General features: G+C 70.4%; 15 protein-coding genes. All 15 read right to left on the bottom strand.

Annotated elements, in window-relative coordinates; genetic code table 11:
• Window positions 1–118 precede the first annotated feature (118 nt).
• Window positions 119–544, bottom strand: a complete 426-nt coding sequence (locus AC1Q87_RS11640) for a helix-turn-helix domain-containing protein (protein ID WP_492609095.1) — start codon at window positions 542–544, stop codon at window positions 119–121.
• Window positions 545–596: 52 nt separating this feature from the next.
• Window positions 597–2,129: an apolipoprotein N-acyltransferase gene (gene lnt / locus AC1Q87_RS11635; RefSeq protein WP_492609094.1), complete on the bottom strand. Its 1,533-nt coding sequence runs from the start codon at window positions 2,127–2,129 to the stop codon at window positions 597–599.
• A 52-nt stretch (window positions 2,130–2,181) separates the two neighbouring features.
• Window positions 2,182–3,054 carry a hemolysin family protein gene (locus tag AC1Q87_RS11630; protein WP_492609093.1) on the bottom strand — a complete coding sequence of 291 codons (873 nt, stop codon included), beginning with the start codon at window positions 3,052–3,054 and terminating at the stop codon, window positions 2,182–2,184.
• Window positions 3,047–3,511, bottom strand: coding sequence for an rRNA maturation RNase YbeY (ybeY, locus tag AC1Q87_RS11625; RefSeq protein ID WP_492609092.1), 465 nt, complete (start codon window positions 3,509–3,511; stop codon window positions 3,047–3,049). Before ybeY ends, AC1Q87_RS11630 begins: the two co-directional genes overlap by 8 nt.
• Window positions 3,508–4,461: a PhoH family protein gene (locus AC1Q87_RS11620; protein WP_436059568.1), complete on the bottom strand. Its 954-nt coding sequence runs from the start codon at window positions 4,459–4,461 to the stop codon at window positions 3,508–3,510. The genes ybeY and AC1Q87_RS11620 overlap by 4 nt, the downstream gene beginning before the upstream one ends.
• Window positions 4,458–5,798, bottom strand: a complete 1,341-nt coding sequence (gene miaB, locus AC1Q87_RS11615; protein WP_492609091.1) for a tRNA (N6-isopentenyl adenosine(37)-C2)-methylthiotransferase MiaB — start codon at window positions 5,796–5,798, stop codon at window positions 4,458–4,460. Before miaB ends, AC1Q87_RS11620 begins: the two co-directional genes overlap by 4 nt.
• A 72-nt stretch (window positions 5,799–5,870) precedes the next feature.
• A complete protein-coding gene (locus AC1Q87_RS11610; protein ID WP_492609090.1) occupies window positions 5,871–6,278 on the bottom strand; it encodes a Fur family transcriptional regulator in 408 nt (135 codons plus the stop codon).
• A gap of 42 nt (window positions 6,279–6,320) precedes the next feature.
• Window positions 6,321–6,773, bottom strand: a complete 453-nt coding sequence (locus AC1Q87_RS11605) for a GNAT family N-acetyltransferase (RefSeq protein WP_492609089.1) — start codon at window positions 6,771–6,773, stop codon at window positions 6,321–6,323.
• A 10-nt stretch (window positions 6,774–6,783) separates the two neighbouring features.
• On the bottom strand, window positions 6,784–7,419 hold the full coding sequence (gene tsaB, locus AC1Q87_RS11600; protein ID WP_492609088.1) for a tRNA (adenosine(37)-N6)-threonylcarbamoyltransferase complex dimerization subunit type 1 TsaB: 636 nt from the start codon (window positions 7,417–7,419) through the stop codon (window positions 6,784–6,786).
• Window positions 7,419–7,949, bottom strand: coding sequence for a hypothetical protein (locus tag AC1Q87_RS11595; RefSeq protein ID WP_492609087.1), 531 nt, complete (start codon window positions 7,947–7,949; stop codon window positions 7,419–7,421). Before AC1Q87_RS11595 ends, tsaB begins: the two co-directional genes overlap by 1 nt.
• Window positions 7,950–7,959: 10 nt before the next feature.
• Window positions 7,960–8,532, bottom strand: coding sequence for a NifU family protein (locus tag AC1Q87_RS11590; protein WP_492609086.1), 573 nt, complete (start codon window positions 8,530–8,532; stop codon window positions 7,960–7,962).
• Between the two features lie 48 nt (window positions 8,533–8,580).
• Complete coding sequence (locus AC1Q87_RS11585) at window positions 8,581–9,090, bottom strand: universal stress protein (protein ID WP_492609085.1); 510 nt, start codon at window positions 9,088–9,090, stop codon at window positions 8,581–8,583.
• A 26-nt stretch (window positions 9,091–9,116) separates the two neighbouring features.
• Window positions 9,117–10,151, bottom strand: a complete 1,035-nt coding sequence (gene trpS / locus AC1Q87_RS11580) for a tryptophan--tRNA ligase (RefSeq protein WP_492609084.1) — start codon at window positions 10,149–10,151, stop codon at window positions 9,117–9,119.
• A gap of 146 nt (window positions 10,152–10,297) precedes the next feature.
• A complete protein-coding gene (murJ, locus tag AC1Q87_RS11575; RefSeq protein WP_492609083.1) occupies window positions 10,298–11,887 on the bottom strand; it encodes a murein biosynthesis integral membrane protein MurJ in 1,590 nt (529 codons plus the stop codon).
• An 82-nt stretch (window positions 11,888–11,969) separates the two neighbouring features.
• Window positions 11,970–14,789: a [protein-PII] uridylyltransferase gene (locus tag AC1Q87_RS11570; protein ID WP_492609082.1), complete on the bottom strand. Its 2,820-nt coding sequence runs from the start codon at window positions 14,787–14,789 to the stop codon at window positions 11,970–11,972.
• Window position 14,790: the final 1 nt, after the last annotated feature.

Raw genomic sequence — 14,790 nt, 5'->3', positions numbered from 1 at the left:
GTGAACTAACGCCTAATATGGCATCGGAAGAGTTGACTATTTTAAGTGGCATTTCAGGTGACAATTCAGCGCCGCCTGAACGGTCAGGGGCGGGTCACGAAACGCCGGCCGGCGGCCGTCACTCGTCGAGGATCGAGGGGTCTTCTTCGACCATGGCGCGGACCAGATCGAGGATCCGACGGCGCACGCGCGGGGGGGTGATCCGCGGGAAGGCGCCGGCCAGCTCGACGCCCTCGGGCGTCAGCAGGAAGGCCTGCAGATGAGCCTGGCCGCCGGGCGAACCGTCGGCGCCGATGGTGGCGGTGTCGGCGAGGCCTTCGAAGAAGTAGGCGGTGGAGGTCTCGAGCGCGCGGGCCATCTCGTAGAGCTTGGAGGCTGACACCCGGTTGGCCGCCCGCTCGTACTTCTGGACCTGCTGGAAGGTCAGGCCGATGGCCTCGGCGAGCTTCTCCTGACTGACCCCTAGTTCCTTGCGACGAAGTCTGATGCGAAGACCGACATGCACGTCGATCGGGTTTGGAACGCTGTCGAGGTCCTTGGACATGGGCTCACCCTAAACGAGCCTCCACTGACGCGTCAAAAACCTGACCAACTCGTCAATTGCGCTCTATTCGCCGATCTAACTGTCGAAATCCGACCATGGCCAGCGAAAGGAGCAACATCATGGCGAAGCCTGTCTCGCTGATGAAACTGTAGATTGTCCGAGCCCGCGGAGCGGGCAACCGAGCGTCGATTACGCCCGATTTCCCAAGTCCCAACTCAGCGCCCGGAACGATCCGTCCGTGGGCGTCGATCACCGCCGAAACGCCGGTCGGCGTCGCCCGAACGATAGGCAGACCGCTCTCGATGGCGCGGTAGCTGGCGATGTTCAGATGCTGCCACGGGCCGCTCGTGGCCCCGAACCAGGCGTCGTTGGAGACGTTCAGCAGCCACTGCGGCCGCACCCCGGCGCGGGCGGCGGCGTTCTCGGCGAAACGCGGGAACAGCGCCTCGTAGCAGATCAGCGGCTGCAGCGGCGGCAGGCCCTGGGGCGAGATCGGCTTGGGCGGCGGGCCGGCGGTGAAATCCTCGGGCATGTGCACCAGGCTGCGGATGCCGAGCTTCGTCGCCAGTTCGCCGAATGGCAGGAACTCGCCGAACGGGACCAACCGGTGCTTGTCGTAGATCCCGGTGACCTTGAGGCCGTCGGGCAACCCGCGCAGCGCCACGAGGCTGTTGAAGTAGTCGGCCTGGCCCTCCGCATCGAACTGCACGCGGTTGGCGCCGAGCAGCAGAGTCTGGCCCGGCGCGATCGCCTGGGCGAAGCGGCCGAGATAGGGGCTGCCGGGGGCCAGCAGATCATCGATCACCGCCGGCAGCGCGCCCTCGGGCCAGACGATGATCTGCGGGGCGGGGTCGCCGGGCTTGCCGCGCGAGAGCGTGACATAGGCGTCGACGATGGCGTCGAGGTTCTCGGGCTTCCACTTGTCCTTCTGGTCGATGTCGGCCTGGACGATGCGCACCAGCGGCGCGTCGGCGCGGGGGGCCGGCGCGGTGGAGAGGCGGGTCGTTCCGAACGCGAACATCGCCGCCAGCGCAACGATCGCCAGCGCCGGACCGGCGAAGCGGCGGCGCGGCGAGCCGGCGTCCAGCACCAGGGCGAAGCTGGCGGCGAGCGCCACCGTCAGCCAGCTGAGACCGTAGGGCCCGACCACCGAGGCGAACTGCGAGATCGCGCCGCCGGCGGTCCAGCTCTCGCCCGGGAGGTTCCAGGGAAAGCCGGTGAAGATGTGCGACCGGACCCATTCGAGCAGAGCCAGGGCCCCGGCGAAGACCAGCACCCGGCCAGGCCCGCGGACGTCGGCCAGGCGGTAGGCCAGCGCCGCCAGCCCCCAGAACAGCGCCAGCCCGCCGGCCATCAGCAGCAGGGCGAAGGGCGCCATCCAGCCATGGGCGGCGGCGTCGACCAGGAACGCCTCGGTGATCCACCAGACCCCGACCGCGAAGTAGCCGACCCCGGCCAGCCAGCCGCGGAAGAAGGCCGAACGCCGCGGCCTCGGGCCGGTCGTCTCCGCCATCCGCATCAGCAGCGCATAGCCGAGCAAGCCGGGCAGCAGGCCGAACGGCGGATGGGCGAGCCCCGCCGCCACGCCGGCGCAGAGCGCCAGCAGCCGCGCGAGCCAGGGAGTCGGGGTTTTCAGATCAGACCTCTTCGCCGGACGGCGCCGTCACCGGCGCGAACCGCACCCGCTTTACACGCCGGGCGTCGGAATCCAGCACCTGGATTTCGAAGCCGGCCGGGTGGGCGATGACCTCGCCGCGCTGCGGCACGCGCCCGGCCAGGGCCGAGACCAGGCCGCCCACGGTGTCGATCTCCTCGTCCAGTTCGCCGGGGGCCAGGTGCTCGCCGAGCGCGGCCTCCAGCTTTTCCAGCGGCGCGCGGGCGTCGACCTCGTAGACCCCGCCGGCGCGCGGCGTGATCGACGAGATGGTCGCCTCGTCGTGCTCGTCGTCGATGTCGCCGACCACCGCTTCGACCAGGTCCTCCATGGTCACCAGACCGTCGGTGCCGCCGAACTCGTCGATGACCATGGCCATGTGGGTGCGTTCGGCCTGCATGCGCAGCAGCAGGTCGGCGGCGCGCATCGAGCCCGGCACGTAGAGCGCGTCGCGGCGCAGCTTCTGGAGCACCAGGTCGGAGGGGCCGGGCCGGCGGCCGTGGCCGGCCAGCAGCCTGAAGATGTCCTTGACGTGGATCACCCCGACCGGGTCGTCCAGCGTCTCGCGATAGATCGGCATGCGGCTGTGCTCGGACTCGGCGAACAGCTCGACGACCTCGGCGAAGGGTGTGGAAAGCTCGACCGCGACGATGTCGACGCGCGGCGTCATCACGTCGGAGACCCGAAGGGTCTGGAAGGCGGCGGCCTGCTCGACCAGGCCGTTCGGAGCCGAAGGCGGGCCCGGCGGCGGCGCTTCGGCCCGGCCGGCGCGAAGTTTGCGAAAGAACGCCCGAATCCCCCGGCTTCGACTAGGGGGTTCGGGCGGACTGGATATCCCGTCCGAAGAGTTAGCCATGGTCTCCCTGCTCAGCCGCGTAGGGGTCTGGAACCCCGAGCGCGGCCAGGATGACGCGCTCTAGACCTTCCATGTGTTCGGCCTCGGCGTCGGTCTCGTGATCGTATCCTAAAAGATGCAGCACGCCATGCGCCACCAGATGCTGCAGGTGGTGCGCCAGCGGCTTGCCCTGCTCGGCCGCCTCGCGGGCGCAGACCCCGAACGCCAGGGCGATGTCGCCGAGGTGGCCTTCGGGGTTCTGCGGGGCCGGAAAGGACAGGACGTTGGTCGCGTAGTCCTTGCCGCGGAAGCGGGCGTTGAGGTCGCGCACGCTCTCGTCGTCGGTCAGCAGGATGGTGAGCGCGTCGCCGTCGAACTCGGCCTGCCGCAGGGCGGCGGCGGCCGCGGCCTGGACGAGATCCTGCGCCTGCGGCGCGGCGGCGGCCCAGGCCTCGTCCTCGATTTCGATGTCGATCAAATCGCCCGTCCGCTCTTGGCCGCGTCGGCGTCGTAGGCGCGGACGATGCGCTCGACCATCGGGTGACGCACGATGTCCTCCGCCGTGAAGCGGTTGACCCCGACGCCCTCGACGCCCTCCAGCAGGCCGACGGCGTGCGCCAGGCCGGAATCGGCGGCGTTGACCAGGTCGATCTGGCTGGGGTCGCCCGTGACCGCCATGCGCGAGCCTTCACCGATGCGGGTCAGGACCATCTTCATCTGCAGACGCGTGGTGTTCTGCGCCTCGTCGATGATGATGAAGGCGTGGCTGAGCGTGCGGCCGCGCAGGAAGGCGATCGGCGCGACCTCGATCTCGCCCTTCTCGCGGCGGCGGCGCAGCTGCTCGGCGCCGAGGATGTCGGTCAGCGCCTCCCAGACCGGCGCCATGTAGGGATCGACCTTCTCGTTCATGTCGCCGGGCAGGAAGCCGAGCCGCTCGCCAGCCTCCACCGCCGGGCGGCTGACGATCAGGCGATCGACCTCGCCGCGCAGCAGCAGACCCGCGCCGTGGGCGACGGCGAGGAAGGTCTTGCCGGTGCCGGCCGGGCCGAGACCGAAGACCAGGTCGCACTTGGTCAGGGCGTCGAGATAGCGCGCCTGGCCGGGGGTGCGCGGCGCGACCTGGCCGCGCCGGCCGCTGGGCAGGCCGCCAGCCGGCGCCTTGCCGGTTCCGGCGCGCGCATTGCCGATGGCGACCCGCACGTCGGCCTCGGTGACCTCGCGCCCGGAGTCGGCCTGGGCGGCCAGGGCGGAGACGACCTGCTTGGCGCCGGCGCGCGACTTGGCGTCGCCGTCGATGGAAACCCCGCCGCCCGGCGTTTCCATCAGGACGTTGAAGGCGTCTTCGATCAGCGCCGCATGGCGGCTGGCGGGGCCGGCCACCGCGCGGGCGGCGTCGTCCGAAAGCGGGATGTACTCAGGCCGGCTCACGCGGTCTCCATCTCGAGCACGCCGCCCAGGCTCATCTTGTGGGCGGTCTCGATGCGCACCGGCGCGATCTGGCCGATCAGGCGCTCGGGGCCTTCGACGTGGACGGCCTGCAGATATGGGCTGCGGCCGGAAAGCTGACCCGGATGGCGGCCGGGCTTCTCGAACAGCACCGGCAGCACCTTGCCGACCTGGGCGGCGTTGAAGGCGCGCTGCTGCTCGTCGATGAGGGCGTTGAGGCGCGCCAAGCGCTCTTCCTTCACCGTCTCGTCGACCTGGCCCGGCAGGGCGGCGGCGGGCGTGCCCGGGCGGCGCGAGTACTTGAAGGTGAACGAGGCGGCGTAGCCCACCTCGCGCACCAGGTTCAGGGTCGCCTCGAAGTCGGCGTCGCGCTCGCCCGGGAAGCCGACGATGAAGTCGCCGGACATGGCGATGTCGGGCCGCGCGGCGCGGATCTTCTCGACCAGGCGCAGATAGCTCTCGGCCGTGTGGGCGCGGTTCATCGCCTTGAGAATCTTGTCCGATCCGGCCTGCACCGGCAGGTGCAGATAGGGCATCAGCTGCGGCAGTTCGGCGTGCGCCTCGATCAGCGCATCGTCCATGTCGGCCGGATGGCTGGTGGTGTAGCGGATGCGGTCCAGGCCCTCGATCTTCGCCAGCTGGCGGGCCAGGCCCGCAAGACCGCCCTCGCCGGCATAGGCGTTGACGTTCTGGCCCAGCAGGGTGACCTCGCGCACGCCCTTGGCGGCCAGATCGCGGGCCTCGGCCAGGATGGTCTCGACCGGCCGCGACCACTCGCCGCCGCGGGTGTAGGGCACCACGCAGAAGGTGCAGAACTTGTCGCAGCCTTCCTGCACGGTCAGGAACGCGGTCACGCCCTCCGGATTGCGCTCGACCGGCAAGGCGTCGAACTTTTCGTCGGCGGCGAAATCGGCGGCCAGGCGCTCGCCGCGGGCGCGGTGGGCGCGGGCGATCAGCTCGGGCAGCTGGTGATAGGCCTGCGGCCCGACCACGAGGTCGACGGCCGGCTGGCGCAGCATGATCTGCTCGCCCTCGGCCTGGGCCACGCAGCCGGCGACGGCGATGGTCATCTTGGCCCCGGCCGCGGCGCGGGCCTGCTTCATCAGCTTGATCTGGCCGAGTTCGGAATAGACCTTCTCGGTGGCCTTCTCGCGGATATGGCAGGTGTTGAGGACGACGAGATCGGCGTCCTCCGGCGTCGAGGTCACGCCATAGCCCAGCGGCGCCAGCACGTCGGCCATGCGCTCGCTGTCGTAGACGTTCATCTGACAGCCGTAGGTCTTGATGAAGAGGCGCTTGGTGGGCGCAGAACCGGTCATGCCGGCGTTATGGGGTTGCGAGCGGCCCCACGCAAGTTTTCCACCTGACGCGGGGGCGGCGCGAGCCGCGCCTCAGTCCTCGATCGGCACGCCGTAGAGTTCGAGCCGGTGGTCGACCAGCTTGTAGCCAAGCTTGCGGGCGATCGCCTCCTGCAGGGCCTCGATCTCCTCGTCGACGAACTCCACGACCTTGCCCGACTTCATGTCGATCAGGTGGTCGTGGTGGACCTCGGTCGCCTCTTCGTAGCGCGAGCGGCCGTCGCGGAAGTCGTGCCGGGCGATGATGCCGGCTTCCTCGAACAGGCGCACCGTGCGGTAGACGGTGGCGATCGAGATATGGGGGTCCACCTCGTGGGAGCGGCGGTACAGCTCTTCCACATCAGGGTGATCATGGGCGGCCGACAGCACGCGCGCGATGACGCGACGCTGCTCGGTCATGCGCATGCCCTTTTCGACGCAGAGGCTTTCGATCCGATCCACGACAGTCTCCTCGGTATTCAACTCGCCACAAGGATAGGGCGACTAGGCCTCGCGGCCAAGGTCGAGACGCATAACAACCGCGTCGGCCGTTCCGGCGGCGCCGCGATCATAGTAGCCACGGCGCATTCCGGCGCGTTCGAACCCTGCCGCATCGTAGAGACCCAGGGCCGGCAGGTTGTCGTGCGCGACCTCCAGGAACATGACGTCGGCCCCGGCCATGCGCGCCGCGCCGGCCGCGGCGTCGACCAGGGCGCGGGCCAGGCCGCGGCGGCGGGCGGCCGGATCGACCGCCAGGGTCAGGATCTCCGCCTCGCCAGCGACGGCGCGGCAGAGGATGAAGGCCAGGGGGGTCTCGCTCTCGACCAGCAGGGCGAATCCGCCCGGCCCGTCCAGCAGCTCGGCCATCTCGGCGGCCGACCAGGCGTGGTCGAAGGCCGCGGCGTGGATCTGCGCCAAGGCCTGCGCCTCATGCCCCCAGGCGCCGCGCAGTTTCATTCGGCCAGCTTCATTCGGAAAGACTCTTGCCGCCGGGCAGCTTGGCGTCGGGCGCACGCAGATAGAGCGGGCGCGGCGGAACGGGGCTGCGGCTCGCACCGAGCGCGGCGACGGCGGCCGGGTCGGCGTGATCGAGCCCGATCGCCCGGGCGGAGGGTCGCATCTCGGCGAGCAGCGCCGCGCCGGTCCCGACCAGGATGTCGGGGGCCAGTTCGGCGACCCGCGCGGCGGCGGTCTCGATCGGCAGGGCGTCCGGGGCGCTGACCGCCGCGCCGTCCGCGAAAGCCTGCAGGTAGACCTGGCCGCGCTTGGCGTCGAGCACGGCGATCACGCGGCCCTTGTGGGGCTGGGCGAGCGCCTCCAGCGAGCCGACGCCGACGGCCGGAATTCCGAGCGCCGCCGACAGCCCCTTGGCGAAGGCCAGGCCCACGCGCAGGCCGGTGAACGAGCCGGGGCCGACAGTGACGGCGATGCGCTCCAGTCGGTCGAAGCCGACGCCGGCCTCGGCCATGATCTCGGCGACCAGCGGAGCCAGGCGCTCCTGATGGCCGCGGCTCATCGGCTCGACTCGGCCGGCCAGCACCGCGCCGTCGCGAACCACCGCCGCCGAGCAGGCGAACAGGCAGGTGTCGATCGCCAGGATCATCACGGCTGGGCCTTGCTCCAGCAGGACGCCAGGCGGCGCAGGCCGGCGTCGATCCAGCCGGCCATGGGCGAGCCGCCCTCGCCGCGCACCTCGAGCTGCACCGGATAGGGCGACGTCGCGAACCGCGCGTCCTCGGCCCAGAGCAGATAACTGTCGGCGTTGGCCGCAGCGGCGGACGGCGGCGGCTTGATCCCGACGCCCGGAACCTCGATGCGCGGGGCCGGCAGCTTTTCCAGCCCGGCCACGGCGGCGGTCAGGGTGGGGCAGGTCCGCGCCGCCGCCCAGCTGACCACGGCGCCTTCGCCCTCGCGGGTCTCGACCCGGCGGGCGATGGTCTGACCCTCGCGCAGATAGAGCGACACGCCGGTGACGCTGCGGTCGGCGCGATAGACGGCGAAGGCGCCCCACGGGCGCAGGCCCTCCAGCGGCGTCCCCTTGAGCACTGGCCAGTCGTCGTCGCTGGCGGCGGCAGGCGCGGCCAGCGCGCCGGCCCCGGCCAGCGCCAGGATCAAGGTCCGGATCGCCCCCACGAAGTTCGCCCTACAGCGTCTGCTCGACGCGGGTGACCTCGGGCACATAATGCTTGAGCATGTTCTCGACCCCGGCCTTCAGGGTCGCCGACGACGACGGGCAGCCCGAGCAGGCGCCGCGCATGTGCAGCCAGACCACGCCGGTGTCGGCGTCGAAGCGGTTGAACAGGATGTCGCCGCCGTCCTGGGCCACGGCCGGGCGAATGCGGGTGTCGAGCAGGTCCTTGATCTCGGCGACCACCTGGGCGGTCTCGCCTTCGTAGACCGCCTCGTCGTGACCGCCGGCCTCGGCGGCGCTTTCGACGAACAGCGGCCGGCCCGAGGTGAAGTGATCCATGATCGCCGCCAGGATCGGCGCCTTCAGCAGCGGCCAGTCGTGGTCCGGGTCCTTGCCGACGGTGACGAAGTCCGACCCGAAGAACACGCGGGTGACCCCGTCGATGTCGAACAGCTCGGCCGCCAGGGGCGAGACCTGGGCCTCGTCCTGGTCCCGGAAATCGCGCGAGCCCTCGGCGAGGACCTCACGGCCGGGGAGGAACTTCAGAACCTCGGGGTTCGGGGTGGCTTCGGTCTGGATGAACATGCGCCAGATGTGGCGCTTTGGACGCGGAATCGCAAGCGTGGCGGAACGTCAGGCCAGATCGGCGATCTCGTCGTCGGTGAGGTCGCCGGGCACCACCGTCACCGGCAGCTTGCGGGTCCCCCACTTCACGCCGTCCTTGGCGATGGACGAGACCAGCGGGCCAGGACCGCGACCGCCGACCGAGGCGGCTAGCACCAGGATCTTGATCGCCGGATCCTCGGAGATGACCTTGCGCAGGGCCTGACGGGTGCTCTCGGCGTGCACGATGATGAACTCGGGCGGCATGCCGGTCTCGGCGATGACGAACTCGGCCATCTTGTGCAGCACGGCCTCGGCCTCCTCGCGCGCCTGGCGCTCTATCTCCTCGCGCACGCCGCTCCAGTGCTCGAACACCGCCGGCTCGATGACCCGCAGCAGCGCCACGTGACCGCCGGTCGAACGCGCCCGCCGGCAGGCGAAGCGCAGGGCGGCCTGAAACTCCGGGCTGTCGTCGGCGATGACGAGGAACTTGCGCTGGCTCATGGCGCGGACGGTGGCCTGCGCAGGGGTTCTGCGCAAGCCACCTTCAGCGGTAGGGATTCAGATCAGGCGCCCCAGAAGCCGACGATCTTGCGAACCTCGGCCAGGGTCGGGGCGGCGGCGGCGCGGGCGCGCTCGGCGCCGGCGGCCAGGACGCGGTCGATCTCGGACGGATCGGCCATCAGGCGGCGCATCTCGCCGCTGACCGGACCGAGCTTGGCCACCGCCAGATCGGCAAGCTTGGGCTTGAAGGACCCGAAGCCCTGACCGGCGAACTCGGCCAGCACGTCGGCCGAGGTGCGGCCGTCGAGCGCGGCGTAGACGCCGACCAGGTTCTCGGCCTCCGGACGCGCCTTCAACTCCTCGAGGGTTTCCGGCAGCGGCTCGGGGTCGGTCTTCGCCTTGCGGACCTTCTGGGCGATGGTGTCGGCGTCGTCGAGCAGGTTGAGCCGCGAGTTGTCCGACGGATCGGACTTGCTCATCTTCGCCGCGCCGTCACGCAGCGACATGATCCGCGCGCCCGGCCCCTGGGTCATGGCGTCGGGCAGCGGGAAGTAGCCCGGGACCTCGAAGTCGTGATTGAACTTCGCGGCCACGTCGCGGGTCAGCTCGAGATGCTGGCGCTGGTCGTCGCCGACCGGCACCTGGGTCGCCTTGTAGAGCAGGATGTCGGCCGCCTGCAGCACCGGATAGGTGTAGAGGCCGACGCTCGAGCGCTCCTTGTGCTTGCCCGACTTCTCCTTGAACTGGGTCATCCGGTCGAGCCAGCCGAGGCGAGCGACGCAGTTGAAGATCCAGGCCAGCTCGGCGTGCTCGGGCACGGCCGACTGCGGGAAGATGGTGGCGACCTTGGGATCGAGGCCCGAGGCAAGATAGGCGGCGGTGATCTCGCGCACTTGCCCGGCCAGCAGCTTGGGGTCCTGCCACACGGTGATGGCGTGCATGTCGGCGACGAAGATGAAGGTCTCCACCTCGTGCTGCAGGCGGGCGAACTTCACCAGCGCGCCGAGATAATTGCCGAGGTGCAGGGCGCCGGACGGCTGGACGCCGGACAGCACGCGTTGGGGACCCGTGTAGGCGGGGGGAGCTTGGTCAGTCATGGGATCGGCTTCCGAAGGAAGTGGACAGGCAGGCGCGCAGGACCGCGCCGGGAAAGGCGGGGATCAGGCGCTACGCCATCGCCACGTGTTTCGTCCGCTAGCCATGCCCCAGCGAATAAGGCCTGAGGGCCGCGACCGCAAGCCCGTCAGAGGTCGGCCGAGACCGCCGCGTCGCCTGGGCGTCTGCGCAGGGCGGTCCTGATCTCGCTGGGCGTAATGCCGCGGAACGCCAGCAGCAGCAGGCCATAGACCGCCACCCCGACGGCGGCGACCGCGAGCACGGCGATCTCCTTGGCCCCGAGACCGACGAAATGGAACCCGAGCAGCGGCGCTTCCAGCCGGTCCCGCTCGTGCGAGGCGAAGGCCAGAAGTCCGCCGAACGCGGCGCTGGCCGCGACGATGCGGCCGATGCGGTTCCAGGCGGCCTTGGTCGGCGAGTAGTCGCCGCGCTTGGCCAGCAGCAGCACCATCTGGGCGACATTGATCCACGCCGCCGCGCTGGTCGCCGCGGCGATGCCCTTGACCCCGATCACCTGGAACAGCGCCAGGCCCAGGACGATGTTCACCGCCACCGAGATCAGGCCGAAGCGCATCGGCGCCTTGGTGTCCGAGCGCGCGAAGAAGGCCGGCTGCAGCACCCGGGCGAGCACGAAGGCCGGCACGCCCCAGCCGTAGTTGAGCAGGATCCACCCCGTCTGGCGGGCGTCCTCGATCGTGAAGGCGCCGCGGGTGAACAGGCCGTCGATCAGGAAGAACGGCATGGCGATCAGGGCCGCGGCGGCCGGCGCGGTCAGGGCCAGCGAGAAGATCACCGCCTGGTCGGTGGCGGCCTGGGCGTCGTCGTGGTCCTTGGCCTGGATGGCGCTGGAGAGCCGCGGCAGCAGGGCGACGCTGACCGCCACCCCGATCAGGCCGAGCGGCAGCTGGTAGAGCCGGGCGGCGACCTCGGTCCAGGCGCGGCCGCCGGCCACCTGCGAGGCGAGGATGCCCGAGATGAAGATGTTGATCTGCACGGCGCTGGCGGCGATCGCGCCGGGCACGGCCAGCGCGATCAGCGCCTTGATCTCGGGCGTGAGGGACGGCCAGCGCAGACGGATATGCGCGCCGCACTTGCGCGCGCCCCACCAGAGCAGCGCGGCCTGGAACACGCCGGCGATCGGAATGGCGATGGAGGCGGCGTAGGCGGCCAGGATCGGGTCGTCCTGCGGGATCACCGCGATCAGCATCACCAGGTTGAGAATGGTCGGAAAGATGCCGGTGATGATGAACCGACGGTGGGCGTTGAGCACGCCCGACAGCAGCGCGCCGATCGCCATGCACGGCAGGTACGGCATGCTGATCTGGGTCAGCACGATGGCCAGCTTGAACTTGGCCGGATCCGAAGCGTAGCCCGGATTGATCACGTACATCAGCCACGGCATGGCCAGCTGCGCGATCAGGGTGATGGCGATGGTCGCGGCCGCCAGGGTCGCCAGCGCGTCGGAGGCGATGCGATCGGCCTCGGCCTGGCCTTCGCCGGTCAGGGTCTTGGTGTAGGACGGGATGAAGGCCGAGGAGAACGCGCCCTCGGCGAAGATCCGCCGGAACAGGTTCGGGAAGGCCAGGGCGGTGTAGTAGGCGTCGGCGGCGATGGTCGCGCTGGCGCCCAGCCGCGCGGTCAGCACCAGGTCCCGCGCCAAACCCATGAATCTGCTGATCAGGGTCAGACCCGACAGCAGCAGGGAGGAGCGGATCAATCCGCTCTTGGCGGCAGGAGTGGCGGCTGCGGTCACGGGGGTTGGTGTGCGCTTATGCGGCCGCACCGGTCAAGGCGCCCCGTCAGCGCGCGACGCTAGCGCGCGCCTTCTGCAGATTGGCGCGCGGTTTCGGGGCTGCAGCCTCGACCTCTTCCAGGGCCGCCATCAGGTGGGACTTGAGCGCCGCCATGCGCTTCGGATCGGTGAGCTTCCCGCCGTCGCGCTCGATCACGTAGAACGCGTCGACCGCCCGCTCACCGTAACCGTCGATGTGGGCCGAGACGATCGAGAGCCCGGCGTCGGCGAGATTGCGGGCCAGCGCCACCAGCAGGCCGGGTCGGTCGCGGCCGGACGCCTCGACGACGGTCGAGACCTCGGAGGCCTCGTTGTCGAGCATCACCGTCGGGGTGATGGTGAAGGCCGCCGCGCGGCCGAAGTCGGTCACCCGCCGCGGTTCGGACTTGGTCAGCTCGCCGCGACCGGCCGCCGCCAGCGTGTCGGCCAGCTTGGTCAGGGAGCGCGGATTGTCGGCGCCGTAGGCCGCGCCCGTCGCGTCCTGCACGTAGAAGACGTCGAGCGCCTGGCCCTGGCGGGAGGTGAACACCCGCGCCCCGACGATGTTGGCGCCGGCGGCGGTGACCGCGGCGGCCAGGTCGACGAACAGCCGCGAGCGGTCGGGGGCGGCGATCACCACCTCGGACGCGTTGAGGCCGGCGCGGATGTGGCCTTCGGCGGCCGCGCCGCTGTCGGCCGCGCGGCGAGCGAGACTGGCGTGGACCAGGATCTCGGCGTCGGAGAACGAGGTGAAATAGGCGTCTTCCATCGCCTGCACCCAGTCGGTGGCGGCCGGATCGGCGGCGATCAGGCGCACGCGCGCGTCATAGGCGGCGTTCTCGTGATAGCGGCGGATGGCGGCGGCGGCGTCGGACCCGCGACCGCCGCGGAACACCGCCTCGGTCGCCCCGTAGAGCTCGCGCATCAGCTGGCCCTTCCAGCCGTTCCAGACCCCCGGGCCGACGGCGCGGATGTCGGCGACGGTCAGCACCAGCAGCAGGCGCAGGCGCTCAGGCGTCTCCACGATGCGGGCGAAGTCGGCGACGGTGCGCGGGTCGGAGACGTCGCGCTTCTGGGCGTAGTCGCTCATCACCAGGTGATGCTCGACCAGCCACGCGACCATCTCGATGCGCTTGCGGTCGAGGCCCAGCCGCTCACAGGCCGAGCGCGCGGCGCGCGCCCCGGCCTTCTCCTGGCCCCCCGCCCCGCCCTTGCCGGTGTCGTGCAGCAGCATGGCCAGGAACAGCGCCTCGCGGTCGTCGATCAGCGGCATGACCGCGGTCGACAGCGGGTGGTCCTCCGCGAAGCGGCCGTTGGCGATGTCGGCGATGACGCCGACGGCCCGCAGGGTGTGCTCGTCCACCGTGTACGAGTGGTACATGTTGAACTGCATCTGGGCGACGATGCGGCCCCACTCGGGAATGAACCGGCCGAGCACGTCGGCGTCGTTCATCATCGACAGCGCCCGCTGCGGATCGCGGCCATGGGCCAGGATGTCGAGGAACACCTTGGCCGCGGCCGGGTCGCGTCGGACCTTGGAGCCGATGATGCTGGCGCAGCGGCTGGCGGCGGTGAAGGCGTCCGGGTGCAGGTCGAGGTCGCGCTGGTCGGCCAGCCGGAACAGCCGCAGCAGGTTGACCGGGTCGGCCTCGAACACCTGCGGACCGTCGACGTTCAGGCGCCCGCCCTCCTCGTGGAAGCCGGGATCGAGCTTCTTGCGCTTGGCCTTGCCGCGGCCGGGGATCAGCCGCGACAGCCCCTTGGGCTGCTGCTTGATCTGCTCGGCCTCGAGCTTGGCGGCGAACACCCGGGTCAGGGCGCCGACCTCCTTGGCGATCAGGAAGTAGCGGCGCATGAACCGCTCGACCGCCGGGGCGTCGCCGCGGTCGCCATAGCCCATCCGGCGGGCGATCTCGGGCTGCAAGTCGAAGGTCAGCCGCTCTTCCGGCCGGCCTGTGGCGAAATGCAGGTGGGAGCGCACCGCCCAGAGAAAATCGAACGCCTTGATGAAGGCCGAGACTTCCTTGCGGTCGAACATGTCCAGCTGGACGAAACCGTCGACGTGGCTGACCGGGTGCAGGTACTGGGCGATCCAGAACAGGGTGTTGAGGTCGCGCAGACCGCCCTTCCCCTCCTTCACGTTCGGCTCGACCAGATAGCGGCTGGCGCCGGCCCGCTCCTGGCGGATGTCGCGCTCCTTGAGCTTGGCGGCGACGAACTGGGCGGCGGTGCCCTTGACCACCTCGGCGCGGAACCGCTGGAACAACTCCTCGGCCAGGGCGGTGTCGCCGCTGAGCTGGCGCGCCTCCAGGATCGAGGTGCGGATCGTGTAGTCCTCGCGGCTGAGCTTCAGACACTCCTCGACCGTGCGCGAGGCGTGGCCGACTTTGAAGCCGAGATCCCAGAGCGCGTAGAGCATGTACTCGATCACGCTCTCGGTGTGGGCGGTCTGCTTGTAGGGGCGCAGGAACAGCAGATCGAGGTCGGAGAACGGGGCGAGCGTGCCGCGGCCGTAGCCGCCGACCGCCATCAGCGCCAGGCGTTCGCCCTCGGTCGGGTTGCGGGCCCGGAACACGTGGACGGTGGTGAAGTCGTAGAGCGCGGTGACCACCTCGTCGGTGACCCCCGACAGCAGCCGCGCGGTCTCGATGCCGCCGGCCCCGTTCTCGAGCCGCTCCTTGGCGATCATCCGGCCGCGGAACAGAGCCTGCTTGAGGATGTCCAGCGCCCGGCGGCGCTGCTCCTGCTCGTCGCCGGCGGCGTCGAGGGCGGCGGCGGACAGCTGGGCGCGCAGACGCACGCCGTCGACGACGTATTCCAGGCGGGTGGGTCGAAGGCGAGGCGGCATG

Source organism: Phenylobacterium sp. GW823-FHT02A09 (assembly GCF_058797775.1).
This window is presented reverse-complemented; position numbering and strand designations above follow the sequence as displayed.